At 70.1% G+C, this 26,944-nt stretch carries 22 protein-coding genes; 9 read left to right on the top strand and 13 right to left on the bottom strand.

The window, feature by feature from the left end:
* Window positions 1-107: 107 nt before the first annotated feature.
* A complete protein-coding gene (locus B072_RS0141765) occupies window positions 108-2,573 on the top strand; it encodes a DNA gyrase/topoisomerase IV subunit A (RefSeq protein ID WP_018535972.1) in 2,466 nt (821 codons plus the stop codon).
* On the opposite strand, the gene B072_RS0141760 is transcribed toward B072_RS0141765, so the two are convergent.
* Window positions 2,570-3,676, bottom strand: coding sequence for a CobW family GTP-binding protein (locus B072_RS0141760; RefSeq protein ID WP_018535971.1), 1,107 nt, complete (start codon window positions 3,674-3,676; stop codon window positions 2,570-2,572). The two genes, B072_RS0141765 and B072_RS0141760, sit on opposite strands and share 4 nt — an antisense overlap.
* Before the next feature lie 326 nt (window positions 3,677-4,002).
* On the opposite strand from B072_RS0141760, the gene B072_RS0141755 reads away from it, so the two are divergent.
* The 3 genes from B072_RS0141755 to B072_RS0141745 all read left to right on the top strand — a co-directional run bounded on the left by B072_RS0141755 (window position 4,003) and on the right by B072_RS0141745 (window position 6,199).
* Window positions 4,003-4,503, top strand: a complete 501-nt coding sequence (locus B072_RS0141755; RefSeq protein ID WP_026246887.1) for a DUF6082 family protein — start codon at window positions 4,003-4,005, stop codon at window positions 4,501-4,503.
* Window positions 4,504-4,600: 97 nt separating this feature from the next.
* The gene (locus B072_RS0141750; RefSeq protein ID WP_078506796.1) at window positions 4,601-4,837 is read left to right on the top strand and encodes a hypothetical protein; all 237 of its coding nucleotides are present in this window, start codon (window positions 4,601-4,603) and stop codon (window positions 4,835-4,837) included.
* A 321-nt stretch (window positions 4,838-5,158) separates the two neighbouring features.
* Window positions 5,159-6,199, top strand: coding sequence for a hypothetical protein (locus B072_RS0141745; protein WP_018535968.1), 1,041 nt, complete (start codon window positions 5,159-5,161; stop codon window positions 6,197-6,199).
* A 9-nt stretch (window positions 6,200-6,208) separates the two neighbouring features.
* Here B072_RS0141745 and B072_RS0141740 read toward each other — a convergent pair whose 3' ends face one another.
* Window positions 6,209-7,378, bottom strand: coding sequence for a citrate synthase/methylcitrate synthase (locus B072_RS0141740; RefSeq protein ID WP_018535967.1), 1,170 nt, complete (start codon window positions 7,376-7,378; stop codon window positions 6,209-6,211).
* Window positions 7,379-7,475: 97 nt separating this feature from the next.
* On the opposite strand from B072_RS0141740, the gene B072_RS0141735 reads away from it, so the two are divergent.
* The 4 genes from B072_RS0141735 to B072_RS0141720 all read left to right on the top strand — a co-directional run bounded on the left by B072_RS0141735 (window position 7,476) and on the right by B072_RS0141720 (window position 12,264).
* Window positions 7,476-8,744: a citrate synthase family protein gene (locus B072_RS0141735; protein WP_018535966.1), complete on the top strand. Its 1,269-nt coding sequence runs from the start codon at window positions 7,476-7,478 to the stop codon at window positions 8,742-8,744.
* A gap of 27 nt (window positions 8,745-8,771) precedes the next feature.
* A complete protein-coding gene (locus B072_RS0141730; protein ID WP_018535965.1) occupies window positions 8,772-9,698 on the top strand; it encodes a sucrase ferredoxin in 927 nt (308 codons plus the stop codon).
* Window positions 9,699-9,844: 146 nt separating this feature from the next.
* Entirely contained in the window at window positions 9,845-11,590 is a 1,746-nt protein-coding gene (locus tag B072_RS0141725) for a sensor histidine kinase (RefSeq protein ID WP_018535964.1), read from the top strand.
* Window positions 11,587-12,264: a response regulator gene (locus B072_RS0141720; RefSeq protein WP_018535963.1), complete on the top strand. Its 678-nt coding sequence runs from the start codon at window positions 11,587-11,589 to the stop codon at window positions 12,262-12,264. Before B072_RS0141725 ends, B072_RS0141720 begins: the two co-directional genes overlap by 4 nt.
* Before the next feature lie 12 nt (window positions 12,265-12,276).
* Here the strand turns inward: B072_RS0141720 and B072_RS0141715 are convergent, their stop codons facing one another.
* The 6 genes from B072_RS0141715 to B072_RS0141690 form a co-directional block, all read right to left on the bottom strand.
* Window positions 12,277-13,887: a cation acetate symporter gene (locus B072_RS0141715; RefSeq protein WP_026246886.1), complete on the bottom strand. Its 1,611-nt coding sequence runs from the start codon at window positions 13,885-13,887 to the stop codon at window positions 12,277-12,279.
* Window positions 13,884-14,417, bottom strand: coding sequence for a DUF485 domain-containing protein (locus tag B072_RS45300; protein ID WP_018535961.1), 534 nt, complete (start codon window positions 14,415-14,417; stop codon window positions 13,884-13,886). Before B072_RS45300 ends, B072_RS0141715 begins: the two co-directional genes overlap by 4 nt.
* 75 nt (window positions 14,418-14,492) lie before the next feature.
* Window positions 14,493-15,230, bottom strand: coding sequence for a response regulator transcription factor (locus tag B072_RS0141705; RefSeq protein ID WP_018535960.1), 738 nt, complete (start codon window positions 15,228-15,230; stop codon window positions 14,493-14,495).
* A complete protein-coding gene (locus B072_RS0141700; protein ID WP_018535959.1) occupies window positions 15,227-16,384 on the bottom strand; it encodes a sensor histidine kinase in 1,158 nt (385 codons plus the stop codon). Before B072_RS0141700 ends, B072_RS0141705 begins: the two co-directional genes overlap by 4 nt.
* Window positions 16,381-16,887: a hypothetical protein gene (locus tag B072_RS0141695; RefSeq protein ID WP_018535958.1), complete on the bottom strand. Its 507-nt coding sequence runs from the start codon at window positions 16,885-16,887 to the stop codon at window positions 16,381-16,383. Before B072_RS0141695 ends, B072_RS0141700 begins: the two co-directional genes overlap by 4 nt.
* A gap of 185 nt (window positions 16,888-17,072) precedes the next feature.
* Window positions 17,073-19,208, bottom strand: a complete 2,136-nt coding sequence (locus B072_RS0141690) for a DNA gyrase/topoisomerase IV subunit B (RefSeq protein WP_018535957.1) — start codon at window positions 19,206-19,208, stop codon at window positions 17,073-17,075.
* Window positions 19,209-19,650: 442 nt separating this feature from the next.
* On the opposite strand from B072_RS0141690, the gene B072_RS0141685 reads away from it, so the two are divergent.
* The gene (locus B072_RS0141685) at window positions 19,651-19,881 is read left to right on the top strand and encodes a DUF7455 domain-containing protein (RefSeq protein WP_018535956.1); all 231 of its coding nucleotides are present in this window, start codon (window positions 19,651-19,653) and stop codon (window positions 19,879-19,881) included.
* Between the two features lie 110 nt (window positions 19,882-19,991).
* Here the strand turns inward: B072_RS0141685 and B072_RS0141680 are convergent, their stop codons facing one another.
* From B072_RS0141680 to B072_RS0141660, 5 genes are all read right to left on the bottom strand, one after another.
* Window positions 19,992-20,822, bottom strand: coding sequence for a S1 family peptidase (locus B072_RS0141680; protein ID WP_018535955.1), 831 nt, complete (start codon window positions 20,820-20,822; stop codon window positions 19,992-19,994).
* A gap of 160 nt (window positions 20,823-20,982) precedes the next feature.
* Complete coding sequence (locus tag B072_RS0141675; RefSeq protein ID WP_026246885.1) at window positions 20,983-22,518, bottom strand: RNA polymerase sigma factor; 1,536 nt, start codon at window positions 22,516-22,518, stop codon at window positions 20,983-20,985.
* 435 nt (window positions 22,519-22,953) lie between these two features.
* A complete protein-coding gene (locus tag B072_RS0141670; RefSeq protein ID WP_026246884.1) occupies window positions 22,954-23,838 on the bottom strand; it encodes a FadR/GntR family transcriptional regulator in 885 nt (294 codons plus the stop codon).
* A 163-nt stretch (window positions 23,839-24,001) separates the two neighbouring features.
* Window positions 24,002-25,948 carry an ATP-binding cassette domain-containing protein gene (locus B072_RS0141665; RefSeq protein WP_018535952.1) on the bottom strand — a complete coding sequence of 649 codons (1,947 nt, stop codon included), beginning with the start codon at window positions 25,946-25,948 and terminating at the stop codon, window positions 24,002-24,004.
* Between the two features lie 211 nt (window positions 25,949-26,159).
* Window positions 26,160-26,921, bottom strand: coding sequence for an NUDIX hydrolase (locus B072_RS0141660; RefSeq protein ID WP_018535951.1), 762 nt, complete (start codon window positions 26,919-26,921; stop codon window positions 26,160-26,162).
* Between the last annotated feature and the right edge of the window lie 23 nt (window positions 26,922-26,944).

The raw sequence follows: 26,944 nt of genomic DNA, 5'->3' as shown, positions 1-26,944 counted from the left end.
GGTCGCGAGCAGCGTTGTCAGTGGGGCGGTCCACAATGGTTCGCGACAGTCCCCGTCAGTTCTCTGTTCATGTACCTGTTCATGTTGGTGAAGGAGCCGCAGCAGCGATGGCCCGCCGCAGCACGAAGACCCCGCGACCCGATGACGACGCTGCCTTCGAGGAGAAGATCCTCGACATCGACGTGGTCGACGAAATGCAGGGCTCCTACCTGGAGTACGCGTACTCGGTCATCTACTCCCGCGCCCTGCCCGACGCCCGCGACGGGATGAAGCCCGTCCACCGTCGGATCGTCTACCAGATGAACGAGATGGGCCTGCGCCCCGAGCGCGGCTATGTGAAGTGCGCCCGTGTCGTCGGCGAGGTCATGGGTAAGTTGCACCCCCATGGCGACGCGTCGATCTACGACGCGCTGGTGCGTCTGGCGCAGCCGTTCTCCATGCGCGTCCCGCTGGTGGACGGCCACGGCAACTTCGGCTCGCTGGGCAACGACGACCGCCCGGCCGCCATGCGCTACACGGAGTGCCGCCCGGACGCCGCCGCGGCCCTGATGACGGATTCGATCGACGAGAACACCGTCGACTTCATCCCGAACTACGACGGCCAGGAGCAGGAGCCGATCGTCCTCCCGGCGGCGTACCCGAACCTGCTGGTGAACGGCACGTCGGGCATCGCGGTCGGCATGGCGACGAACATGCCGCCGCACAACCTGGGAGAAGTGATCGCCGCCGCGCGGCACTTGATCAGGCACCCGGGCGCCGACCTCGAGACGCTGATGAAGTTCGTGCCCGGTCCTGACCTGCCGACGGGCGGCCGGATCGTCGGCCTGGCCGGCATCAAGGACGCGTACGAGACGGGCCGCGGCACCTTCAAGATCCGCGCCACGGTCGCGGTGGACAATGTGACGGCGCGCCGCAAGGGCCTCGTCGTCACGGAGCTGCCCTTCGCGGTCGGACCCGAGAAGGTCATCACGAAGATCAAGGAACTGGTCGGCTCGAAGAAGCTCCAGGGCATCGCCGACGTCAAGGACCTCACGGACCGCGAGCACGGCCTGCGCCTGGTCATCGAGATCAAGAACGGCTTCGTGCCGGAGGCCGTCCTGGAGCAGCTCTACAAGCTGACGCCGATGGAGGAGTCCTTCGGTATCAACAACGTGGCGCTGGTGGACGGTCAGCCGCTCACGCTCGGCCTCAAGGAGCTCCTCGAGGTCTATCTGGACCACCGCTTCGAAGTGGTGCGCCGCCGCAGCGAGTTCCGCCGCAGCAAGAAGCAGGACCGGCTGCACCTGGTGGAGGGCCTGCTCGTCGCTCTGCTGGACATCGACGAGGTCATCCGCCTCATCCGCTCCAGTGACAACAGCGCGCAGGCCAAGCAGCGCCTCATCGAGCGCTTCTCGCTGAGCGACATCCAGACGCAGTACATCCTGGACACGCCGCTGCGCCGCCTCACCAAGTTCGACCGCATCGAGCTGGAGTCGGAGCGCGACAAGCTCAACGGCGAGATCGACGAGCTGACCGGCATCCTCGACTCGGACACCGAGCTGCGCAAGCTGGTCTCCACCGAACTGGCCTCGGTGGCCAAGAAGTTCGGCTCCGACCGGCGCACGGTGCTCCTGGAGTCCGCGGGTTCCCCGGTGGCCGCGGTGTCGCTGCAGGTGGCCGACGACCCGTGCCGCGTGCTGCTCTCCTCGACCGGCCTGGTGGCCCGCACGGCCAACGGCGAGCCGTTCCTCGAGGACGACAGCGGCAAGCGCGTCAAGCACGACCTGATCGCCTCGGCGGTGCCCGCGACGGCCCGCGGCGAGATCGGTGCGGTCACCTCCGAGGGCCGCCTGCTGCGCCTGAACGTGATCGACCTGCCGCAGCTCCCGGACACGGCGTCCGCGCCGAACCTCTCCGGTGGCGCCCCGGTCTCCGAGTTCCTCTCCTCCTTGGAGGCGGACGAGACGGTCGTCTGCCTCACCACACTGGACGAGTCGTCACCGGGCCTCGCGATCGGCACCGAGCAGGGCGTCGTGAAGCGCGTGGTGCCCGACTATCCGTCCAACAAGGAGGAGTTGGAGGTCATCACCCTCAAGGACGGTGACCGGATCGTGGGCGCGGTCGAACTGCGGACGGGTGAGGAGGACCTGGTGTTCGTCACGGACGACGCCCAACTGCTGCGCTTCCAGGCCTCCATCGTGCGCCCGCAGGGCCGCCCGGCGGGCGGCATGGCGGGCATCAAGCTGGCGACCGGGGCGAAGGTCATCTCGTTCACGGCGGTCGATCCGGCGGTCGACGCGGTGGTCTTCACGGTGGCCGGCTCGCGCGGCACGCTCGACGACTCGGTGCAGACGACGGCCAAGCTGACGCCGTTCGACCAGTACCCGCGCAAGGGCCGTGCCACGGGCGGCGTGCGCTGCCAGCGGTTCCTGAAGGGCGAGGACTGCCTGAGCCTGGCCTGGGCGGGCCCGGCGCCCGCCCGAGCGGCGCAGAAGAACGGCACGCCGGCCGAACTGCCGGAGATGGACCCGCGCCGCGACGGCTCGGGCCTCTCGCTCCCGAAGACGGTGGCGGCGGTGGCCGGACCCGTCTAGAAGTCCAGGGCCTCGTCCTGCGAGCCCTTCTCCTGCACGTAGCGGAGAACGCCCCACATGCTGTGCTCGTCCGCAGCGTGCGGGGCGTCCGCGTTGTCGCTCCTGCATGCGGCGAGTTCCTTGCCGAGCGCCTCCGTGTCGATGCCCGCCCCGATGAGCACGAGCTGGGTGAGGCGCGGCTCACCGCGCGGCCACGGCTCCGGGTAGAAGCGCAGGAAACGTCCGACGGCGTGCACGGCATACCGGTTGCGCGGATCGCCGGCGCCGAAGTCGACGTACCCCTTGATGCGGTAGAGCCCCTCGGACCGACCGTCCAGGAACGCCATCAACCGGCGCGGGTCCATGGCCACTTCGGAGGTGAAGGCAACGCTCTCGTAGGCGTCGTGCAGGTGCCCGTCGTGCGCCCCGTCCGCGGCTGCTCCGTCGCCGTCACCGTGCCGGTGCAGATCGTCGAACGACAGCTGCCCGATGCGTTCCTCGCTCGGACGGCAGTCGAAGAGCATCTCCGGGTCGACACGCCCGTACGACGCCGGGATGACGGCGGCAGGCTCCGCCGCCGCCCGCACGACGCCGAGCACCCGCTCACGCTCCCCCGCGTCCACCCGGTCGGCCTTGTTCACGACGACGAGGTCCGCGAGAGCCAGGTGCCGCGTCACCTCCGGGTGCTTGTCCCGGGTGGCGTCGAACTCGGCGGCGTCGACGACCTCGACGAGACCCCCGTACACGATCCGGGGGTTCTCGCTGGCGAGCACCATGCGGACCAGCTCCTGCGGTTCAGCGATCCCGCTCGCCTCGATCACGATGACGTCAATGGCATGCATGTCATTGATCGGGCGCGTCAACTTGTCCAGATAGACGTCAAGTTCACTCGCGTCCACGGCACAGCACAGACATCCGTTGCCGAGCGACACGGTCGAGTCGCCCAACTGCCCGGCGACCGCCATGGCATCGATCTCGATCGACCCGAAGTCGTTGACGATCGCCCCGATGCGGGTACCCGCACTGTGGTGCAGCAGATGATTCAGCAGCGTGGTCTTCCCCGATCCGAGGAAGCCCGCCAGGACGACGACGGGGATCTGCGGCGGGTTCGACTTGCTCAACACGCGACCTCTCTCACACCAGGGGTGCGCCGGTCCGGCGACCGGCTCTCGCACCAAGGATGGCTGCCGCCCCAGGATACGAGCGCGTAGAAAGGCCGCGCAGTGAACGATTGCTAACGCCGATCGCTGGGCAGATGTCTGGACATGGCGCCGGTTTGCGCGACCCGGCATTTCCGCGCGCCTCCTCTCCGCCTCCCCGCCGATCAGAGCCGCTCGGCACCCTGGGAGACGGCAAGCGCGCCGCCCACCGCTCGCCGGCCTCACCGGTCTTCGTATCCGTCGACCCGCACCCGACGACCGGCTCGCGGTCGCCTGGACCGGGGGTTGACATGGCCACTAAAAGTTACGGAGTAAGGGCGCTCGCCGCCGCGGTGACGACCGGCGCCGGCACGGCCGCGGAATCACTGGCCTCGCTGGCGACGCGACGCCGACGACGCGCTGCCCTCATCGAGCAGCACCGGGCGCACCTCACCCTGCTCTGCAAGGCCATGGACGATCCGGCACTGGCCGCGGTCCTCGACACGTACGAGGAAACGATCCCCCCGGACCAGCAGCGCCAGTTCCTGTACGCGAACGCGCTCTACACCAACGCCCTGCACTTCCACCGCATCGGCGCGATGAACCGGCGCGAGCTCTACGGGCACCTTCGGGTGATCTGCCGGAACCCGATCGTCCGCGCTTATCTGGCCGCGACGCGGCACCATCGCGCCAGTCTGGACGGCAGCTCGGACGAGGCGGAACTCGGCCGCATGGTCGAGCAACTGCTCCAGGACCAGGAGGAAGCGGAGACCGACGAGTGGTGGGTCGTCGGCGAACCTCCTTGCGATTGAACCCAGTTGGCCTATCCCGCGCCTCGACTGCGGTGGTGAACGGGCTAATCTGTGCCCGCTCCTTTATCCCTCCCCAGCGTCAAGGACCGGGATCCCTTTGAAAATCGTGCGCCGTATCGGTGCGTCTCCACGCGAACGCGGAAGCGCCTCCGGCCAGACCTGCCCCGACATCTTCGAGCTCGCCGACGGCAACTTCGCCGTCATCGGGACGGATGTCACCGAGACGCTCGACGCCGAGCTGCCCGCCGACGCGGCGCGGGCCGACTACGAGCGGATCGTCGTCATCACCCGCGACACCCTGGTGCGAGCCAAGGCGGACATCCCGAGCGCATGACATGGGGGCACGAGCCATGTCGAAGGCAGCGGAGCGGTCGCCGGGCAGAAGCATCGGCCGCGCCCAGAGCGTCCTGGTCTGTGGGCTCCTCGTGCTCGCACTGGCCACCGCGGCTGCCGCACTGACCGTCCCCGCGGCCGTCGCGGTGTCGTATCCGGCCATCCGGATCGCACTCCATGTAACCCACCCTCACCCACCCGACAGCCCTGGTATCTCTGTACTACCGGCATATCGCGGTCCCACCGGACCGTCGCCCGTAGATCCGACCGAGCCACCGCCAGAGCCGGAACCAGAACCGGAACCGGAACCAGCCGGGGGGTCATGACAGAGATCGCGAAAGGCGTCCTCGGGGGCGCCTGGGGGCTGGTGGTCGGCTGGATCGTGCCGACCACCGTCAACCTTGCCCTGCTGGTCGTGTTCCTCCTGCCCAGCCTGCAGGGGCTGCCGCTGATCGCGCGGCTCGCAGAACTGGCGCAGGGCCGCGCGGCCGTCGCCTTTCTCGTCGGTGCGCTGCTCCTCGGGCTCGTGAGCAGCGCACTGCAGACCCCGTTGTACCGGATACTGACCGGCTATCTGTTGTGGCCGGGCAGCCTGTACGAGAGCCGGGTCAGGTGGCACAGCGAGCGGCGCGGGATCCTCGATGACCGGCTCCAGCGTCTGCGCCTGGAGGCACGTGCGGCGCGGAGGCCGCTTCCACCCGCGGCCGCCGCCGACATGAGTCGGCTGCGCGACGAAAGGCGTGTGGCCCGGCACTTCGCGCGCGACAGCCGACGTTCCTCGCCGCGGCGGGCGCTGCTCCAGGAGCACCTGGACCGGTACCCCCGCGATCCGCGACAGATCTCCCCGACGTCGCTCGGCAATGCCATCCGACGTCTTGAGGTGGAGCCCTACGAACGGTTCCGTATCGATCTCACGGCCTTGTGGGACGAGTTGACGGCGGTCGCCCCCGAGCAGGCGGTGCGCCAGGTCGACACGGCACGCACCAGCGTGAACTTCTTCGTGTGCATGCTCTACGGCCATGTCGGCGTGATCCTCTGCGCCGCGGTCGCAGCCGCCTCGCCCGGCAAGGACCTCCTCGTGGTGGTGACCACCGCCGTCTCGCTCTGCGTTCTGCTCCCCGTGTGGTACCGCTGCGCGGTCACCTCGACCGACGCATGGCATTGCGCGGTGCGCTCGTTGGTCAATGTCGGCAGGAAGCCCCTCGCCGCCGCGCTGCACCTGACCCTGCCCAGCCGACTGGCCGACGAGCGGGAGATGTGGGATCTGGTGTGCCACTTGTCCCGTTCCGCCTACGAGGGTGGCCCGTCGCCCCTCGATCGCTTCCGCAGCACCGTCGATCCCCCCTCGGGCTCCGGGGGTTGATCCACCCGATCAACCCCGCGGCGGCACCGCCACCGGCGGCTCCACCCCCACATAGCGCGCCGCAGGGCGGATGATCTTCGAGTCCTGGGCCTGCTCGAGGATGTTGGCGCTCCAGCCGACCACCCGCGCAGCGGCGAACGTCGGCGTGAACATCGTGCGCGGCAGCCCGCACAGCTCCATGACCACGCCCGCGTAGAACTCCACGTTCGTGTGCAGTTCGCGGCCCGGCTTGAGCTCGGCCAGGATCGCCTCGACGTGGCGCTCGACCTCGACCGCGAACTCCACCAGCGGCCCGCCGAACTCCTGCGAGATCCCGCGCAGCATCCTCGAACGCGGGTCCTCCGTGCGGTAGACGGGGTGTCCGAAGCCCATGATCCGGTCACCGGCCAGGACCCGCTCGCGGATCCAGGGGTCGATGCGGTCCGGGGTGCCGATCGCGTCCAGGGTGTCGAGGGCGCGGCTCGGGGCCCCGCCGTGCAGCGGCCCCGACAGTGCTCCGACCGCACCGACCAGGCAGGCCGCGACATCCGCGCCCGTCGACGTGATCACGCGCGCCGTGAAGGTTGACGCATTGAAGCCGTGGTCAATGGTGGAGATGAGGTACTGCTCGATGGCCCGCGCGTGTGCGGCCTCCGGCTCCGAACCCGTCAGCATGTAGAGGTAGTTCGCCGCGTACGAGAGATCCTCGCGCGGCTCCACCGGTTCGAGCCCTTCGCCCAGCCGGTGCAGCGCGGTGAGCATCGTCGGCACCACCGCGGCCGCGGCGAGCGTGTCCTCGCGGCGCCGGTCGGCGTCGATGTCGTAGACGGGCCGGAAGCCGCGGGAGGCGCCGAACAGCGACAGCGCCGTGCGCAGTCCGGCGAGCGGCCCGGACAGGGAGCCCGCGCGGGCGATGGCCGGCAGCGCCGCGCGCACCTCCTCGGGGAGCGCGCGCAGCGCCGCGGTCTCGCGCGCGAAGGCTGCCGAGCGCGCGGCGTCGGGCAGTTCCCCATGAATCATCAGGTGCCAGACGTCCTCGAAGCTGCGGGTCTGCGCGAGCTCGACGGCGGAGTACTGGCGGTAGTGGTAGAAGCCCTCGCGCCCCCGTACGTCACCGAGTTCGGTGTCGGTGACGACGACACCGGCGAGTCCGCGCGGTACGTCGACGACGGTGGTGGCCGTGGTCCCGTTGATCGGCATGTTTCCTCCCTGTACTTGATTAGACTGTCCATGCTTGACTCAATCTCTGTCAATATTGATTCAATCAATACATTGTCGTCCGGATACGGTGACGCACATGAGGGATCAAGAACGGGCACCGGCCCCGGAGGCCGGCCGACTGAGCACCAAGGAGACCGCCGAACTGCTCGGCGTGAAGCCCGAGACCGTGTACGCGTACGTGAGCCGGGGCCAGCTCACGAGCCGTCGCGGCCAGGGGCGGCGCGGCAGCACCTTCGACGCCGCCGAGGTCCAGGCCCTCGCCCACCGCAACAGGCGGGAGAGCACGGCGAGTTCGGCGGCGAACGAGCTCACCGTGCACACCCGCATCACCCTCATCGACGAGGACAGGTACTTCTTCCGAGGGGTCGACGCGGTACAGCTCGCGACACGCCACACCTACGAAGAGGTGGCGGAGTGGCTGTGGACGGGGACGCTGCGCCCCGGCGTGCGGTTCATCGCCTCCAAGGAGTCGCGCGCCGCGGCCCGGCACGCCGTCGCCGCCCTGCCCGAATTCAGCAGCCCCGTGGACCGGTTGCGCGTGGCTGCCGTCGCCGCGGCCACGTCGGATCCTCTGCGCTACGACCTGTCGGAGGAGTCCGTCCTCGGCGCCGCCCGCTCCCTCATCCCGACCCTCGCGACCGCGCTTCCTCTCGTGAGGTCCACGTACGCGGACGGCGAACCGATCGCGCGGCGCCTGTGGGGACGGCTGTCGCACAAGCAGCCCGACGAGGCGTCGCTGCGCGTCCTGGACACGGCACTCGGGCTTCTGGTGGACCACGACCTGGCCGCCTCCACGCTCGCGGTCCGCGTGGCGGCGTCGGCGCGGGCGCACCCGTACGCGGCCGTCTCCGCGGGTCTGGGCGTCCTGGAGGGCCCGCTGCACGGCGCGGCGAGCGGACTGGCCCACCGGATGCTCCTCGACGTCCTCGACCGCGGCGGAGCCGGTCCTGTGGTGGCCGACGAACTACGGGCGGGGCGGCGCGTCCCGGGGCTCGGCCACCGCCTCTACAAGGGCGAGGACCCGCGCGCGGAAGCGTTGTTCGCCCTCTTGGAGGAGCTGCCCGAGGCGCAGCCCGCCCTGGCCGCGGCCCGCGACGTCGTGGCGACGACGGCCCGCCACACCGATCTGCACGCCAACATCGACCTCGCGCTCTCCGTGTTCACCGCCTCCTTCGGGATGCCGGCCGAGGCCGGCGAGACGATCTTCGCCGTCGCGCGCACGGCGGGCTGGATCGCCCACGCCCTGGAGGAGTACGGGGAACGCCCTCTCCGTATGCGGCCCACAGGCCACTACGTAGGCGCGCGTCCACCGCAGCCCCTGCCCGCCCCCGCTGGTGAGGAGTGATCCGAGGAGCGGGTTAGGCTCCCCTACGTGAGTACGTGCGCGACCGCCTCGCAAGATCTGGACGAACCCCTCGCGGGGACCGCGGCCACCGCCCGGACCTGGCTGTTGATCGAGCAGTCGGGTCCCTGGGGAGCAAAGGCTCTGACCTCCAGCCACCTGGACCCCGACGTGGGCCGCGCACTGGAGGCCGCGGCCGACGGCACCGGCGTGCGGGTCGCACTCGTGCGACGCCCGGGCCGGCACGCCGACTGCCATGCGCCGGCCCGACGCCGGGTGTTCCTCGCCCACACGAATCCGGGCGACGCCTGGCTGCGGAGCACCACCACGGAGGCTCCCGAGGAGTTGCTCCGGCTCGATTTCGCCGCCCTCGGAGCGGGCGACCACGGCGGTTTCGGCGAGCCCTACGCAGGTGCTCCGCTCGCCCTGGTCTGCACGAACGGGAAGCGTGATCGCTGCTGCGCCCTCCTGGGGCGCCCGTTGGCCTCCGAACTCGCACTCTCCGGAGAAGAAGGCGTCTGGGAGGTCACCCATCTCGGCGGCCACCGCTTCTCGCCCACCCTTCTCGTGCTGCCGTACGGGTACGCCTATGGAAGGGCCACGGCAGCGGACGTGAAAGAGATCCTGGAGGCCGTGCGCGACGACCGGATCGTCACGCACGGGTGCCGCGGCAACTCCGCATGGGACCGCCCGGGCCAGGCCGCGGAGCTGGCAGTGCGCAGGACCGCCCAGGAGTACGGTGCCGATGCCCTCACCGTCGTACGCACAAAGACCGCCACGGACGGCGTCCCGCGCTGGGAAGTGACGGTCGCCCACACCGACGGACGCCACTGGCGCGTCACCGTCGCCCGAGGAACCTCCACGCCCCCTCGCCCCGAGAGCTGCGGCGCCGTCCTCGGCTCACCGGCGCGCATGGATGTCGTGGACGTGCGTGAGGTTCCCGTTCCGCGCGACTGACGCGCCGTCGTCTTCGTACGCCACGGACACCGACACCGGCACACCCAGACGCCGGCACACGCGCGCGAACACCGGCTCCGGCCTCGTACGAGATCCGCGCCACAAGGGCTACGACCGGGCCGGAAGGGCCCGTACCGTTCGTAACCATGAGCTCGACCACCCCCGCCCGCCGCCTGCGCCTCGGCCTGCCCAAGCGGGTGTTCGCGCAGGTCCTGCTGATGCAGGTGGCGATCGCCGCCGGGGTGGCCGTGCTGGCCACCGGGCTGTTCCTGGCCCCGTTGAGCGACCAGCTGGACGACCAGGCGATGCGCCGCGCCCTCGCCATCGCGCAGACCACCGCGGCGCAGCCACAGATCGCCGAGGACCTGCGGTCGTCGCGGCCGGCCGCCGACGGCCCCGTCCAGGCCGCGGCGGAGCGCATCAGGCGGTCCAGTGGCGCCGAGTACGTCGTGATCATGAACAAGGCAGGGGTGCGCTGGTCGCACACCGACCGCGACCAGATCGGCAAGGTCGTCTCGACGGACCCCAGCGACGCGCTGGCGGGCCACGCGGTGATGGAGATCGACGACGGCACCCTCGGCCGCTCCGCGCGCGGCAAAGTGCCGCTCAGGGGCGCGGACGGGGCCATTGTGGGCGCGGTGTCGGTCGGCATCGAGTACGACAGCGTCCGCGCCCGCCTCGTCCACGCGATCCCCGGCCTGTTCGCGTACGCGGGCGGGGCGCTGGCCGTCGGTGCGCTCGCCGCGTACCTGATCTCGCGCAGGGTGCAGCGGCAGACGCGTGATCTGGCGTTCTCGGACATCTCCGCCCTGCTGGCCGAGCGCGAGGCGATGCTGCACGGCATTCGCGAGGGCGTCGTCGCGCTCGACCGCGGCGGCCGGATACGGCTGCTGAACGACGAGGCGCAGCGCCTGCTCGGCCTCGACACGGCGGCGATCGGGCAGCCGCTGGACTCGGCGCTCGGCCCGGGCCGCACGACCGACGTACTGGCCGGACACGTGACCGGCACCGATCTGCTGACCGTGCGCGGCCGGCGCGTCCTGATCGCCAACCGGATGCCCACCGACGACGGGGGCGCGGTGGCCACCCTGCGCGACCGCACGGAACTGGAGCAACTGGGCCGCGAACTGGACTCCACGCGCGGCCTGATCGACGCCCTGCGCGCGCAGGACCACGAGCACGCCAACCACATGCACACACTGCTGGGCCTCCTCGAGCTGGAGATGTACGAGGAGGCCACCGAATTCGTGGGCGAGGTGGCGGGCGCGCACCGGGTCACCGCGGAACAGATCACCGAGAAGCTCCGGGATCCGCTGCTCGCCGCCTTGTTGGTGGGCAAGGCGACCGTCGCCGCGGAACGGGGTGTCGCCCTCGGCATCTCCCCGGACACGGAACTTCCGGACCGGCTCGTGGATCCGCGCGGACTCGTCACGATCGTCGGGAACCTGGTGGACAACGCCCTGGACGCCGCTGCCGGTTCGGGGCGGCACGCGCGCGTGGACGTGGTGGTGCGGGCCGAGGGCCGGGCCGCGGTCCTTCGGGTACGTGACACAGGGCCCGGTGTCCCGGCCGATCAGCGCGAGTCCGTCTTCCTGGAGGGCTGGTCCACCAAGGAACCGCCCGCGCACGGCAAGCGGGGCATCGGGCTCGCCCTGGTGCGGCGGCTCGCGGAACGGCAGGGAGGGACCGCCGAGGTGACCGAATCCGCATCAGGGGGCGCGGAGTTCGTCGTCGTCCTGCCAGAGGCCCTCACGGAACCCGCGGCGAGTACCCGGACGAGCGCGAGCACCAGTACGAGTACCCGTACGGGCATGAGCCCCGGTACGAACCCGAGTTCCGATACGGGTACGAGCGCCGGTACAGGTACGGGCACGACCGAGGAGGTCCGATGATCGAGGTACTGGTCGTGGACGACGACGCGCGCGTGGCCGACGTGAACGCCGCCTACGTGGCGAAGGTTCCGGGATTCCGGGTGGCGGGCAAGGCGCACAGCGCGGCCGAGGCGCTGGAGAGGATCGAGGAGCTGGCGGTCGACCTGGTGCTCCTCGATCACTATCTGCCGGACGAGACCGGGCTCGCCGTCGCCCGAAGAGTGCGCGAGCGCGGCCACCAGGTCGACGTGATCATGGTGACCGCGGCGCGCGACGTGGCGACCGTGCAGGCGGCCATGCGCCAAGGAGCTCTGCAGTATCTGGTCAAGCCGTTCTCGTTCGCGGGCCTGCGCGGCAAGCTGGAGGCGTACGCGACGCTGCGCCGCACCCTCGACGGCGGGGGCGAGGCCGAGCAGTCGGAGGTCGACCGGATCTTCGGCGCCCTGTCCGCCACCTCGGCCCCCGAGCTGCCCAAGGGGCACTCCCCCGGCACCGCCGAACTCGTCCGCAGGACCATGATGGGCGCCGAAGGCCCGCTCTCCGCGCAGGAGTTGGCCGACCGGACCCGGCTCAGCCGCCAGACCGCCCAGCGCTATCTCAAGCTCCTGGAGCGAACCGGGCGGGTGCGGCTGAGCCTCAGGTACGGCGACACCGGGCGTCCCGAGCACCGCTACGAGTGGGCAGCAGGCCTCTAGGTCGTGCCCCGGTCAGACGGCCCCGGCGCCGGTGAGCGCCCGCACCTCGGTCTCCGCGTGCTTGGCCTCGTCCGGCGGCTCGGGCGAGGTCACGGTGCCCAGCCAGCCCGCCAGGAACCCGAGCGGGATGGAGACGAGCCCCGGGTTCTCCAGCGGAAAGTACTGGAAGTCCACACCGGGGAACAGCGAGGTGGGGCTGCCCGAGACGACCGGTGACAGCACGACGAGCACCAGGGCGGGCACAAGCCCGCCGTAGACCGACCACACCGCCCCGCGCGTCGTGAAGTTCCGCCAGAACAGCGAGTAGAGCAGCACCGGGAGGTTGGCGGAGGCGGCGACGGCGAAGGCCAGGCCGACCAGGAACGCGACGTTGAGATCGCGCGCGAGCAGGCCGAGAGCGATCGCGAGCACGCCGATACCGGCCGCGGCGACCCGCGCCACCGCGACCTCGCTGTACTGCTTCCCGACGGGCTTCCCGGCCCGGTCGCGGCGCCGCAGCGACGCATACAGATCGTGCGCCACGGACGCCGAGGAGGCCAGGGTGATCCCGGCGACCACGGCGAGGATGGTCGCGAAGGCGACCGCGGCGACGACCGCGAACAGCACGGTGCCTCCCGTGGAGCCCGATCCGCCGCCCAGGTCGAGGGCGAGCAGCGGAACCGCCGTGTTCCCCGCCGCATTTGAGCCGCGCACGGCATCGGAGCCCACGATGGCGGCCGCGCCGAAGCCGAGCACGATCGTCATCAGGTAGAAGCTGCCGATGAGCCCGATGGACCAGACGACCGAGCGGCGTGCGGCCCGCGCGGTGGGCACGGTGTAGAAGCGCGACAGGATGTGCGGAAGGCCCGCCGTACCGAGCACGAGCGCGAGGCCCAGGCTGATGAAGTCGAAGCGCGCGGTCCAGCTCCCGCCGTACTTCAGGCCCGGCACGAGGAAGTCGGAGCCGTGCCCGCTGCGCGCGGCGGCCGTGCGCAGCAGTTGGTCGAAGTCCCCGTGGAAGCGCGCCAGGACGAGCACGGTCAGGGCGATCGTCCCGCCCATGAGCAGGACGGCCTTCACGATCTGGATCCACGTGGTGGCCCGCATCCCTCCCATCGACACATAGATGACCATGAGCGCGCCCACGGCGACGACGGTCCATGCCTGCGCGGCCCCGCTCGTGCCACCCAGCAGCAGTGCGACCAGGCTCCCCGCACCCACCATCTGCGCCACCAGATAGAGAACGGACACGGTGACCGAGGAAGTTCCCACGGCGATGCGCACGGGCCGCTCACGCATCCGGGCCGCCACGACGTCGGCGAGCGTGAACCGGCCGCAGTTGCGCACCAGTTCGGCGACCAGGAAGAGCACCACCAGCCAGGCCACGAGGAAGCCCACGGAGTAGAGCAGCCCGTCGTAGCCGAAGAGCGCGATCAGTCCGGAGATGCCGAGGAAGGAGGCCGCGGACATGTAGTCCCCTGCGATGGCAAAACCGTTCTCCATGGGCGAGAAGAGCCGCCCGCCCGCGTAGAACTCCTCCGCCGAACCGTGCCGGTTGCGGCTCACCCACGTCGTGATCCCGAGCGTGACCGCCACGAACGCGCTGAACAGCAACAACGCCAGGGTCTGATGCGTCCCGGTCACCACTGGCCACCTTCGCCCCGCGCCGAACCGTTCATGCTTGTGGAGCCGGCGATTCCGCGCGTCATCTCCTGGGTGTCCCACCGCAATTCGAGCGCGGGCCGGTCACGGCGCAGCCGTGCGTGTCGCGCGTACAGCCACGTCAGCAGGAACGTGCTGGCGAACTGGCCGAGACCAGCCACCATCGCCACGTTCACCGCGCCCGCGACCGGCCGGGCCATCAGGTCCGGTGCGGTCGTGGCCGCCACCACGTACGCGACGTACCAGGTGAAGAACACCGCGACCGCGGGAACGACGAACCTTCGATAGCGCCCGCGCACTTCCTGGAATGCGGCACTGCGCTGCACCTCCAGATAGATCCCTGCCGCGCTCCGCTGCCCCGGCACGGACTGGGCAGGCGCGGCGGGCGCCGGTGCGCCAGAACCGTCCAACTCACCCCACCCCGAGGCCAGCGCGTCGTACCAGGGATCGCCGATGGCACCGCGATCACCGGTCCGGGACTGCGCCGTCTCGCGCCCGTCGTGCTTCTCCACCGAACTCTCCTTGTCCGCGGCCCACTTCGGCCGCGTGCCCAAGGATGGACAGATCGGGAAGATCCCGGACTCGGCTCACAAGTCCTTCACCCCATTAGGTGATGGCTGGGCAAGGGAAGTTCCCGGTGGCTCGGCCAGCCCGTGCCGGTACGCGTACCGCACCGCCTGCGCGCGGTCCTTGAGGCCGGTCTTCGCGAACAGGTTGTTGATGTGGGTCTTCACCGTCGCCGTGGAGACATGGAGGGCGTGGGCGATCTCCTGGTTCGTCAGTCCGTCGGCGATGAGCACCAGCACCTCGGCCTCCCGCGCGGTGAGACCGTCCGGCGGCTCCGTCGGCCCCGGCGCGACGGGCTCGGGCCGCGACAGTCTCTCCAGCAGTCTCCGCTGGATCTTCGGGGAGAGCCCCGCGTCGCCGGACAGCACGTCCTCGACGGCCCGGACGATCTCGTCCCCGTCCGCGTCCTTGGTGAGATATCCGCGCGCTCCCGCGGTGAGGGCCGGGAACAGCGAGTCGTCGTCGGCGTAGGTGGTCAGGATGACGACCTGGGTGCCCGGGTACTCGGCCCTGATCCGTCTGGTCGCCTCGACTCCGTCGCAGCGCGGCATGCGCAGGTCCATCAGGACGACGTCCGGCGCCAGCTCCGCCACGCGCGCGACCGCCTCCTCCCCGTCGCCCGCGGAGCCGACCACCTCGATCCCGGGCAGCAGCCCGAGCAGCATCACGATGCCTTCCCGCACCACCGTCTGGTCGTCGACCACCACCACGCGGGCCGACGGCCTGCCCCCGCGCTCCCCCGCCTCGGCCCCGCTCATACGGGCACCTTCAACGTGACCACGAAACCCTCCTCGTACGGCCCTGCCTCCAGCGTCCCGCCCAGCAGCTCGGCACGCTCCCTCATCCCCAACAGACCGTAACCGGAGCCACTGACAGTGAGCTCCGCGTGCTGACGGGACGCCCCCGAGTCCCGTATCTCCAGGGCGACTTCGCGCGGGCCGTACGCGAGGCACATCGCCGTCTTCGCCCCCGGCGCGTGCTTGCGTACGTTCGTCAGGGCCTCCTGCGCCACCCTGCGCACCGCCTGGGAGGCCTCCACAGGCATCGGCCGGCGCTCGCCCTCCACCGTGAGCGTGGCCCCGTCCTGGGCCTTGACCAGCCCCTCGAGGAACTCCTCCAGCGGCGTCATCTCACCGCGCAGCGCCGTCAGCGCCAGCCGGGTCTCGGTGAGGCCGTCGCGCGCCATGCCGCGCGCCGCCACGACCCGCTCCAGGATCTGCTCCCGGTCGGCGCCCCGCTCGATCAGGAGCCGCGCCGCCTCCAGGTGCACGAGCTGGGCGGAGAGGCTGTGCGCGAGGACGTCGTGGATCTCCCGGGCGATGCGCGCCCGCTCGGCGAGGGCCGCCGACTCGGCCTCGGCGGCACGCGCGGCACGCTCCTGCACCAGCAGGCGCTGGGCGGTGCCCCTGGCCTCGGCGTCCAGACGCAGGACATAGCCGGAGAGACACAGGCCCAGCGCGACGACCGCGGTGGTCAGCCAGGCGTCGCTGTTGGCCACAGCGAAGCCGGTCAGTGACACCACGGTGGCGGGCGCCGCGGCCACGAGCGGCATGCGCTCCAGCGCGCTGACCGCGCAACCGCACCACAGCACGACAGCCGGCCCGACCAACCCGATCTGCTGAGCGCCCACGGCGAACAGCAGGAGGACGGCGAGCAGCCCGAGCGACGGCCACAGCCGGTGCTCGAGGGTGGTCCGGAAGAACCCCCATGCGGCGGCCGCGCAACCCAGCACCCCGATGGGCGTCACCACGAGCGCCCAGTCCGCGACGTCCCGTTCGGTGACGGCGGTCCACAGCAGGACCACCAGCACCACGACCCGTACCGTCCGGGCCAGCATCCGCCGGGCGCGCGTCAGCCCGTCGCGGGAGAGCGCCTCCCGCGACGGCCATGTCGTCCAGAGACTCGGACTCACCTGCGGTCCTCCCAGGCCGGCTGCGGGACGGCTCCAACGTACGCCGCCTGCTCATGGCCGGCCCGCCACATCAGGACTCCGGAGCGCGCCAGGAGCGAGAGGGCGATGCCCAGCATGAGCGAGGAACTACCCAGATGGACGCCCATCGCGAGGCCTACACCTACCACGGCCGCACGGGCGGCGATGCCGCCGGCCCAGGCACCCGCGGTCGCGACCGTGCCCTTGGTCCAGACGTCGCCGTACTCATCGGCCCAGATCCGGGTGGTGAACGCCCACCCGATGCCTGTGCCGAGGCTGACCAACAGCTCGATGCCGAGCAGGACCCCCGACTCCGCCATGTGCTGCGGGTCGGCGAGCGAGCCGTCCTTGACCGCCACGAACCCGAGGATCAGGGGCAGCAGCCACCATTTGCGGTCCATCGACAGACGCTCGGTCCTGAACTGGCGCACGAGGACGAGTACGACGACTGCGACGATCACCAGGACTTCGGTCGGCCCGGACATGGCTGCCTCCGTGGAACGGTCGGAGCGGAGTGGTTCAACGCCTTCGACGCTACGGAAAACGGCAGTTCAGGAGATCGGAGCCGGGGTGGATCCCGGGTGGATCGTGCGGCTCCACCCAGGGGTGGAGCCGCAGCGGACGCAGGAAGGGGCGCGCCGTGCGGCGCGCCCCTTCGGTGCCAGGTGTCCTACGCGTCGATGCGTGAGCGGTCGAGGGTCGCCGCGGAGCTGCTGATGAACTCCTTGCGCGGCGCCACGTCGTTGCCCATCAGCAGATCGAAGACCTGCTCGGCCGCCTCCAGCTCGCCGATGTTGATCCGGCGCAGCGTGCGGTGGCGCGGGTCCATCGTGGTCTCGGCCAGCTGATCGGCGTCCATCTCGCCCAGACCCTTGTAGCGCTGGATGGAGTCCTTGTACCGGACGTTCTTGCGCTGGAACTCGAGCAGCGTCTCGCGCAGCTCACGGTCCGAGTACGTGTAGACGTACTTGTCCTGGCCCTTCTTGGGCTGGACCAGCTCGATGCGGTGCAGCGGCGGCACGGCGGCGAAGACCCGGCCCGCCTCGATCATCGGCCGCATGTAGCGCTGGAACAGCGTCAGCAGCAACGTACGGATGTGCGCGCCGTCGACATCGGCGTCGACGAGCAGGATGATCTTGCCGTAGCGCGCCGCGTCGAGATCGAAGGTCCGTCCGGACCCTGCTCCTATGACCTGGATGATCGCGCCGCACTCGACGTTCTTCAGCATGTCGGAGACGGACGACTTCTGAACGTTGAGGATCTTGCCGCGGATCGGCAGGAGCGCCTGGAACTCGGAGTTCCGTGCGAGCTTGGCGGTGCCGAGCGCCGAGTCTCCCTCGACGATGAACAGCTCGCTGCGCTCCACGTCGTCACTGCGGCAGTCCGCGAGCTTCGCCGGCAGCGACGACGACTCCAGCGCCGTCTTGCGGCGCTGCGCGTCCTTGTGCTGACGGGCCGCGATGCGGGTGCGGGCCGCGGCGACGGCCTTCTCCATGACGGAACGGGCCTGCGCCTTGGCGTCGCGCTTGGTGGACGTCAGGAACGCCTTGAGCTCCTTGGCGATCACATTGGCGACGATCCGGTTCGCCGCCGAGGTGCCGAGGACCTCCTTGGTCTGGCCCTCGAACTGCGGCTCCGCGAGGCGCACCGTGACGACGGCCGTGAGGCCCTCGAGGGCGTCGTCCTTGACGATGTCGTCCTCGGCGACACGCAGCAGCTTCTGGGAGCGCAGCACCTCGTTCATCGTCTTCGTGAGCGAGCGCTCGAAACCGGAGACGTGGGTACCGCCCTTGGGCGTGGCGATGATGTTCACGAACGACTTGATGGTCGTGTCGTAGCCGGTGCCCCAGCGCAGCGCGACGTCGACGCCGAGCTCTCGCTGGACCTCGGTCGGCGTCATCTGCCCGTGCTCGTCGAGCACCGGGACGGTCTCCTTGAAGGTGCCCTGCCCGGTGAGGCGGAGGACGTCGCAGACCGCCTTGTCCTGCGCCAGGTACTCGCAGAACTCGCTGATGCCGCCGTCGAAGCGGAAGGACTCCTCACCCTTGCTGCCGCCCTCGCCGAGACCGAACTCGTCCCGTACGACGATGGTCAGACCCGGCACCAGGAAGGCGGTCTGGCGGGCGCGCTGGTGCAGCGTGTCCAGGGAGAGCTTGGCGTCCTTCAGGAAGATCTGCCGGTCCGCCCAGTAGCGCACCCGCGTGCCCTGGCGGGCCTTCGGAACCTTCTTGATCTTGCTCAGTCGGGCCGCGGAGTCGAACGGCGCGTCGGGGCCGGGCTTGGAGAAGGCGCCGGGAACGCCGCGCCGGAAGCTGATGGCGTGCGTGTGCCCGCCCCGGTCCACCTCGACGTCGAGGCGCGCCGACAGCGCGTTCACCACGGAGGCGCCCACGCCGTGCAGGCCGCCGGAGGCCGCGTACGACCCGCCGCCGAACTTGCCGCCCGCGTGGAGCTTGGTCATGACGACCTCGACTCCGGAGAGGCCGGTCTTGGGCTCCACGTCCACGGGGATGCCGCGGCCGTTGTCCCGCACCTCGACGGAGGCGTCGTCGTGCAGGATCACCTCGATGTTGTCGCAGTGGCCACCGAGAGCCTCGTCGACGGAGTTGTCGATGATCTCCCAGAGGCAGTGCATGAGACCGCGGCTGTCGGTGGAGCCGATGTACATACCCGGGCGCTTGCGTACGGCCTCGAGCCCCTCGAGGACGAGCAGGTGCCGCGCGGTGTAGTTGGAACTGTCCTTGTCCACGATGCCGCCTGCTCCGGTCAGCAGCGCTGTGGACGGCACGGACGTTTCGGCGGTCACGCGGTTCGCTCCTCGCTGAATTTCAGATGGGGCCCTTGTGGGTACAGGGCCGGCGTCGGTCGCCGCTCAGAGGGTACCGAGGCCTGGTAGAGCCGTTGTAACGCCACCCTCACCCGAAACCAAGACTAGTCCAAGGTCGTATGCATGTTCGATCCCTCGATGGAGTGAAGCACACATCACGTTCCCTTCCAGGCATGAACCATTTAGGCTCCGGGCACGTCCTCATGAACAACCGGCAAGCCCGCCGGGGAGGACCGACCTGACAGAACGCGCGAACCCGTAAGACTCGTAAGAGACGCAATACGGCACATTCGCCGCCACCCGGCAGCACCTGGCCGGCCTCGGAGAAATATTTCGAGGAAAAGCCGCGAGCGGGAACGTTTTCGGCCTGGTTGGATGTTGACCCTGGTACGACAGCTCGTCGAGCTAGAGAAGAGGCGACGTGACTACTGTTCTGACCCCCGCGAGCCCGCTGACGGCCGCTGACCGCTGTGACCGTTGCGGCGCCCAGGCATATCTGCGCGTCGTCCTGATCAGCGGTGGTGAACTGCTCTTCTGCGCCCACCACGGTCGCAAGTTCGAGCCGGAACTCAAGAAGATCGCCGCTGAGATACAGGACGAGACGGAGCGACTCACCGCCGCTCCGGCAAGCGCCGAGACCGAGGAACGCTGACGCCTCGCACCTACGACGAGCCAGCTCCGGCACCAGGCCGGTGATCGGGCGGCCATCCCTGCACCCAGGGGTGGCCGCCCGTCCTCGTTCCGACGCGCCGTCGGCGCGCGTCAGGCGTGCCGGTCCAACACCCGCAGCACGTCCGAGACCCGCGTGTAGACACCGGGACTCCCCGCACGCCCGCAGCCGCTCCCCCAGGACACGAGGCCGATCAGCCTGCCCTGGGCGACCAACGGGCCACCGCTGTCGCCCTGACAGGCGTCCCTGCCACCTTCCTGCTCACCCGCGCACAGCATCGAGGACGTCACGTACGTCCCGTCCGAACTGCCCGGATACGCCTCCTGGCACACGGCGTCGGGAAGCACCTGAACCCGTGCGGCACGCAGCGTGCGCGGGTAGTCCCCCGCACCTGTCGTGTCACCCCACCCGTACACGGCGGCTCCCGTACCGGGCCGATAGGCGGGGTCGTCCGCGTCCGCCATCGGGAGCGCGTATCCCTCGGGCAGCGGTGTCGCCAGCGTGAGGACCGCCACATCGCCGGAGTTGGTGTGTCTGTCGTAGTCGGGATTGACCCAGGTGCCGCGGACCGGGATCTCGGCACCTTCGTCCGACCCGAGGTCACTTCGCCCCGCGATCACCTTGAGGTCGCGCACCTCGCCGCGCGCCACCCCGAGCACGTCCTCGCTCATGCAGTGCGCCGCGGTGAGGACCGTCGACCGCGCGACGACCACGCCCCCACAGAACTGTCCAGCGCGTGTACCCCCGAACCGGTCACGGCTGGAGAGGGCCACCACCCACGGACTGTCGGACACCTGAACCTGACGGCCACCGATGACCACACTGTCGGCGGCCGCGGGCGCCGCTGCCGACAGGGGCAGGACGGCCGTCGCGCTCAGCACGGCCAGTGACGCGATCAGCGCTCTCGCGAAGGGACGACGCATGCGCTCTCCTCACTCTGGGTTGCGTTGGCACACCCAGAGTGATTCAGCGGAGCGCCTCACGCACCGCGAGGATCCGCCCACAGCCACGCACGCAGAAGGCCCGACACTCCCCTTCGGGCGGGGAATGCCGGGCCTTCTGAGGGCCGTACAGAAGCCGTGACTAGTCGAGGTAGTCGCGCAGGACCTGGGAGCGCGACGGGTGACGCAGCTTCGACATCGTCTTGGACTCGATCTGGCGGATGCGCTCACGCGTGACGCCGTAGACCTTGCCGATCTCGTCGAGGGTCTTCGGCTGACCGTCGGTGAGACCGAAGCGCATCGAGACGACGCCCGCCTCGCGCTCGGACAGGGTGTCGAGCACGGAGTGCAGCTGCTCCTGGAGGAGCGTGAAGCTCACCGCGTCGGCCGGGACGACGGCCTCGGAGTCCTCGATGAGGTCACCGAACTCGCTGTCACCGTCCTCGCCCAGCGGGGTGTGCAGGGAGATGGGCTCGCGGCCGTACTTCTGGACCTCGATGACCTTCTCGGGGGTCATGTCGAGTTCCTTGGCCAACTCCTCCGGGGTGGGCTCGCGGCCCAGGTCCTGGAGCATCTGACGCTGCACGCGCGCGAGCTTGTTGATGACCTCGACCATGTGCACCGGGATACGGATGGTGCGGGCCTGGTCGGCCATGGCGCGGGTGATCGCCTGACGGATCCACCAGGTGGCGTACGTGGAGAACTTGTAGCCCTTGGTGTAGTCGAACTTCTCGACCGCGCGGATCAGACCGAGGTTGCCCTCCTGGATGAGATCCAGGAAGAGCATGCCGCGGCCGGTGTAGCGCTTGGCCAGGGAGACCACCAGACGGAGGTTGGCCTCCAGCAGGTGGTTCTTGGCGCGGCGGCCGTCCTCGGCGATGATCTCCAGCTCGCGCTTGAGCTTGGGGGCGAGCTTGTCGGCGTTGGCCAGCTTGTCCTCGGCGAACAGACCGGCCTCGATGCGCTTGGCGAGCTCGACCTCCTGCTCGGCGTTGAGCAGCGGGACCTTACCGATCTGCTTCAGGTAGTCCTTGACCGGGTCGGCGGTGGCACCGGCGGCGGCGACCTGCTGGGCCGGCGCGTCGTCCTCGTCGTCGTCGGACAGGACGAAGCCCTGGCCCTCGGGGGTCTCCTCGTCGCCGCTCTTCGCGGCTGCGGGGGTCTCCTCGGTCGCCTCGTCCTCGAGGAGCTCGTCGTCCTTCTTGCCGGCCGTCTTCTTGGCGGCGGTCTTCTTGGCGACCGTCTTCTTGGCCGTGGCCTTCTTGGCGGTGGCCTTCTTCGCCGCGGCCTTCTTGGCGGGCGTGGCCTCATCGGCGGCGACCTCGGTGGTCGTCGACTCGGGGGCGGTGGTGGCAGCGACCCTCTTGGCGGTGACCGTCTTCGCCGCGACAGTCTTGGTGGCGGTGCGCTTGGCCGGACTCTTGGCTGCGACGCTCTTTCGGGGACGCTTGGGCTCAGCGGCACTGACCATCAGCGTCACACCCTCTTCCTCGAGGATCTGGTTGAGGCTGCGCAGAACGTTCTTCCACTGAGTGGCCGGAATCTGGTCGGCTTCGAACGCACGGCGTACGTCATCGCCGGCGATCTGGCCATCAGCCTTTCCCCGCTCAATGAGCGCCATGACAGAGACGGACTCGGCGATCTCCGGCGGGAGCGTACGGGATGTGCTGGCCGACACGAACAACCTCTCGGAACGTTGGAAAACGGCTTCCGGCCCCGTCCTGTGTGGACCGGAGCCGACGTCCGCCGACTTGGGGATGGGCCGACGGCGTGGGCGGGGGCCGGGGAGATGGACAGCGCCGCAAGCGGCCGCTGTATTCCCTCCTCGGCTGTCACCTCTTAGGTCATCGCGTTGCCCCGACGAGCGTTACGCCCAATCTACGTGGCCCGAGTCACACCCCGTAAGCGGTCAAAGACTGACAGATACGGGCAGAAACGGTCACCCCGCGAGCTCCTGCGAACGCTCGGCGAACCCTGAGCAACAACACTCAGCGAACCCTCTAACGGCCGAGTCGCCGGATCGCGCCCACTTACACACGCTCAGGGCATGTGAAAGGGAGCCGTCCGGCGACACCTGGTTCGCGTTCCCTCGCTCTACGGGACGCCCGGCGCGTCAGTGCTCACGCGGAGCCGGCACCACGCGCTCCACCTCGGGGTGGACCGTGAGCAGGTGCCGCATGGCCGTCTCGGCACCGGTGCTGTCACCCGCGGCCAGGGCGTCGGCGATGCGGCCGTGGTGGGCCACCACCGTCTCGTTCGGACGATCGCAACCGGTGACGGGACCGCCGGAGACATGGAGCGCAGCGGAGACGATCCCGGAGAGGTGCTCCAGCATCCGGTTGCCGGCGAGCTGGATGAGCAGCGAGTGGAACTCGGCATCGGCACGGGAGAACGTGATCGAGTCCCCCTGCCCCAGCGCGTGTCCCATGATCTCGACCATGTCGGCAATGCGCTGCTGCACGTCCTCACGGCCGTGACCGGCGGCGAGGCGAGCGGCGAGCGGTTCGATGGTCCAGCGCAGCTCGTTCAGCTCCCGACGCTGATCGTCGCGCTGCGGCCCGAAGGCACGCCACTCGATGATGTCCGGGTCCAAAAGGTTCCAGTCGCTGACCGGTCGCACGCGCGTGCCGACGTTCGGCCGGGCGCTGACCAGGCCCTTGGCCTCCAGGACACGGAGGGATTCGCGGACGACGGTACGGGACACCTCGAAACGCTGGCCGATCTCCTCGGGCACCAGCGGGCGGTCGGCGCCCAGGTCGCCGGAGACGATCATCTGCCCCAGTTGCTGAACGAGTTGACCGTGCAGACCGCGGCCCCGGTTGCCCGTGGCGCGCCGGCCCACGCGGCCGAGATCTTGGTCCGCGCCGTCCCAGGGAGAGGTGCCGACACGATCGGCGGCCGACTCCGCGTAGGAATAGCGGTCGAGTTCGCCCGGTCCTGCGAGGCCTGAGTCGGCGGAGCGGGCGGCGGTCATCATGGTGTGCGCAAGGGTACTCACGGAATCTGTTGTCGGCGCCGTTCCCAACTCCCTTGAGGTCTTTGGTGAAAAGCACACGAAAGGGTGATAGCCGCCCTCGCTGCAATTGACGCCTTATCGGAAAGAAATGAGCGTTCCAGGGGGAGTTGCGAACAGCGGCGCATCCGAAGGCTACGGACGGTCGTCATCGCACCTTGGGACGCAGCACCGTGAGCAGATATGCGCAGAGCAACGCGGTGAGCGACAACATCAGGGCACCGCCAACAGGTTGAGCGATCATGCGCACACCGGCGGCCACGAAGCGCTCCATACCGAAGGGCCAGTGGAGCAGGGCCAGCTCACGCAGCCTCGTCGGAAGCCCGGCGGCCGTTCGCACAGATGGTCCCTCCAAGGCCTTCTGTACGAGTGGCACGATGACGATCGGTACGGCCACCACAGCGGCGAGTCCGGCCGCGGTGGAGCGGAAGACGCCCGAGGCGAGCACACCCGCCCAGGCGCACGCGACGACAAGCACGATCCAACTCACGCTCAGGGACAGCCAGTCAGCGGGAACCTGTGTGAGTTCCCGTCCGTATACGAGGTGGAGCAGCGCGGCGTCGCAGCCGACGACGAGGACGGCCATGAGGACGGCGGTCGCCGCCGCGCCGATGAGTTTGGCGGCGAGAAGTCCCAAACGGCGAGGGACGGTTCCCCGGTCGGCGGCGAGTGCGGGATGGCGGAACTCGTCACCGAAGGCGAAGGCGCCGAGCAGCCCTGCCCCCAGAGCGGCGGGCGGCAGGGGCAGTTCCTGCGGCCATGCGGCGAGCAGGCGCGGCTGCGGGGTGTGGCCCACACGCGCGAGCAGTACGGACAGGAGCGCGGACACGGCGAGGACGAGCGCCACGGTGACGTAGCCGGTGGCGATACCGGTCGCCCGGCGCAGCTCGTAGCGCAGGGGGCGCAGCGGGCTGCGGGCGGGACGGACGGTGATGGGAGGCGGCAGCGAGGGCAGGGCCGACGACACCCGGGGAGTATCGGCGCCGGCTTCGTCGCGTTCGCCGGTCACGGTGCCGGTCTCGACACTCCTGGCCGACGGAGCCGTGTCGACGAGCGGTACGAACGTGCTGGTGGCGCTGGGCGGGTCGAGTGGGTCCGCCGCGACGGGCGCGAGGGCGCGCGTCGCGTCATCGGCACCGGGAAGCGGCGCCGCCCGGCCGGTCCGATCCCCCTCGTCCGCGGCGGGCCCGACGCCGGCGATCGGGGTCAGCGCGACGACAGGACCGGCATCCCCCGTCTCGTCGGCGAGTTGATGGACGAGGATGCCGTGCCGGTAGGCGGTCTCCCCCACGTCCGCACAGCTGCTGCCGTAGACCGACAGGCGGCTGCCGTCCTCCGTGACGACCTCGACGGTGCGCTTCGCCGTGCGGGCCTCCTTGGCCAGCAGGACTCCGAGCCGCGCGGCGTGCGGACTTCGGACGGCGACGCGGGGCCGCAGCCTGGTGCGCGCGAAATCGGCGACCTCCTGGTCCGCGACCACCTTCCCCTCGTCGAGGGTGACGACCCGGTCGGCGGTCCGTGCGGCTTCCTTGGGGTCGTCGGTGGTGAACAGCACCGTGCCACCGACGGTCGCATGGGCTCGCAGGATCCCGTGCAACCACTTGCCCTCACGGTTCGACAGACCGTCCGCCGGGCCGTCGAGCACCAGCGTGTGCGGGTCCGCGAGCAGCGCACAGGCCAGGCCGAGTCGTCGGTCCATGCCGCGCGACAGGGTCCCGAGACGCAGATCGCGCAGGCTCACGAGCCCCACGACCTCCAGGACCTCGTCCGCGCGCTGGACGGGCACACCGGCCGCGGAGCAGAGCATGCGCAGTTGGCCGCGGACGGTACGGGCAGGATGCCCCGGCACGTCGCCGAGCAGCACACCCACCTCACGGGCGGGATGCGGGATGCGGTGCAGCGGGCGGCCTCTGAAGTAGGTGATTCCACGGCCCTGTTGGAGTTCGAGCATCAGACGCACCACGGTTGTCTTGCCCGCTCCCCGGGCGCCGAGCAGGGCTGTCACACGGCCCGTGGTCGCCTCGAAGGACACGTCGTCGGCCGTGGGCGGCCTCTCCTTGCGGGCGGTGCTGGTCAGTCCGATGGCCTGGATCATCGCTTCTCTCGCAGGATGGGCGACCGCTCGGCGGCCGGGGTCCGTCCGCCGGTTCCGTGGCAGGCGAACTCCGTGGGTACCGCAGCAAGATAACGCGACATATCTGTCTTTTCGGGCAGGGTCTCGGCGCGGGTGTCCGAAAACACCGCGCCACACAAGCCCCGAGCCTCGGCACGGACTCACGCCGAGGGGGCGCCTGTCCGTGAGTCGGTCAGACCTCCGGACGCAGCATCGGCGGGTTGAGCAGCGTGGCACCGCCCGCACGGAACAGCTGAGCGGGGCGACCCCCCTGACGCGTGGTGGTTCCGCCGGCCGGCACCAGGAAGCCGGGCGTCCCGGTCACCTTGCGATGGAAGTTGCGCGGGTCGAGGGCCACGCCCCACACCGCCTCGTAGACACGGCGCAGCTCGCCGACGGTGAACTCCGGAGGGCAGAAGGCAGTGGCGAGCGAGGAGTACTCGATCTTCGAGCGGGCCCGCTCCACCCCGTCCGCAAGGATCTGCGCATGATCGAAGGCGAGCGGAGCGGTCTGCTCGCCCTCTCGCCCGTACCCGCTCTGGTGCAGCAGCGCGTCGACCGGCGCCCAACGTGCGCTGTGCGCGTCGCCTCCGGCACGAGGAGCCGGTAGATCGGGGGCGAGCGCCAGGTGGGCAACGCTGACGACCCGCATCCGCGGGTCCCGCTTGGGATCGCCGTACGTGGCGAGCTGCTCGAGGTGCGCGCCGTTGTCCTGCGCGGGCGCGCCCGGGTCATGGGCGCACAGCCCCGTCTCCTCGGCCAGTTCGCGGGCGGCCGCCGCGGTCAGGTCCTCGTCGTCCCGTACGAACCCACCGGGCAGTGCCCAACGCCCCTGGAACGGCGGTTCCCCGCGCCGCACCGCCAGCGCGCACAGGGCGTGACGGCGTACGGTCAGCACGACCAGGTCGACGGTGACAGCGAAAGGCGGGAAGGCCGACGGGTCGTAGGGCGACATGGAACGATCATAGTCGTCTGCCT

Origin of the sequence: Streptomyces sp. HmicA12, from assembly GCF_000373565.1 — a bacterium.
Taxonomy (GTDB): Bacteria; Actinomycetota; Actinomycetes; order Streptomycetales; family Streptomycetaceae; genus Streptomyces.
Note: the sequence above shows the minus strand (reverse complement) of the source record. Positions and strands in the feature narration are given on the sequence as shown.

Excerpts from the sequence above, each read along its gene's own strand:
- B072_RS0141740 (WP_018535967.1), bottom strand. The coding sequence starts at position 7,378 with ATGCCGATCAACGGGACCACGGCCACCACCGTCGTCGACGTACCGCGC.
- B072_RS0141705 (WP_018535960.1), bottom strand. The coding sequence starts at position 15,230 with ATGAGCGGGGCCGAGGCGGGGGAGCGCGGGGGCAGGCCGTCGGCCCGC.
- B072_RS0141765 (WP_018535972.1), top strand. The coding sequence starts at position 108 with ATGGCCCGCCGCAGCACGAAGACCCCGCGACCCGATGACGACGCTGCC.
- B072_RS0141680 (WP_018535955.1), bottom strand. The coding sequence starts at position 20,822 with ATGCGTCGTCCCTTCGCGAGAGCGCTGATCGCGTCACTGGCCGTGCTG.
- B072_RS0141660 (WP_018535951.1), bottom strand. The coding sequence starts at position 26,921 with ATGTCGCCCTACGACCCGTCGGCCTTCCCGCCTTTCGCTGTCACCGTC.
- B072_RS0141695 (WP_018535958.1), bottom strand. The coding sequence starts at position 16,887 with ATGTCCGGGCCGACCGAAGTCCTGGTGATCGTCGCAGTCGTCGTACTC.
- B072_RS0141665 (WP_018535952.1), bottom strand. The coding sequence starts at position 25,948 with ATGATCCAGGCCATCGGACTGACCAGCACCGCCCGCAAGGAGAGGCCG.
- B072_RS0141745 (WP_018535968.1), top strand. The coding sequence starts at position 5,159 with ATGACAGAGATCGCGAAAGGCGTCCTCGGGGGCGCCTGGGGGCTGGTG.
- B072_RS0141720 (WP_018535963.1), top strand. The coding sequence starts at position 11,587 with ATGATCGAGGTACTGGTCGTGGACGACGACGCGCGCGTGGCCGACGTG.
- B072_RS0141725 (WP_018535964.1), top strand. The coding sequence starts at position 9,845 with ATGAGCTCGACCACCCCCGCCCGCCGCCTGCGCCTCGGCCTGCCCAAG.
- B072_RS0141735 (WP_018535966.1), top strand. The coding sequence starts at position 7,476 with ATGAGGGATCAAGAACGGGCACCGGCCCCGGAGGCCGGCCGACTGAGC.
- B072_RS0141755 (WP_026246887.1), top strand. The coding sequence starts at position 4,003 with ATGGCCACTAAAAGTTACGGAGTAAGGGCGCTCGCCGCCGCGGTGACG.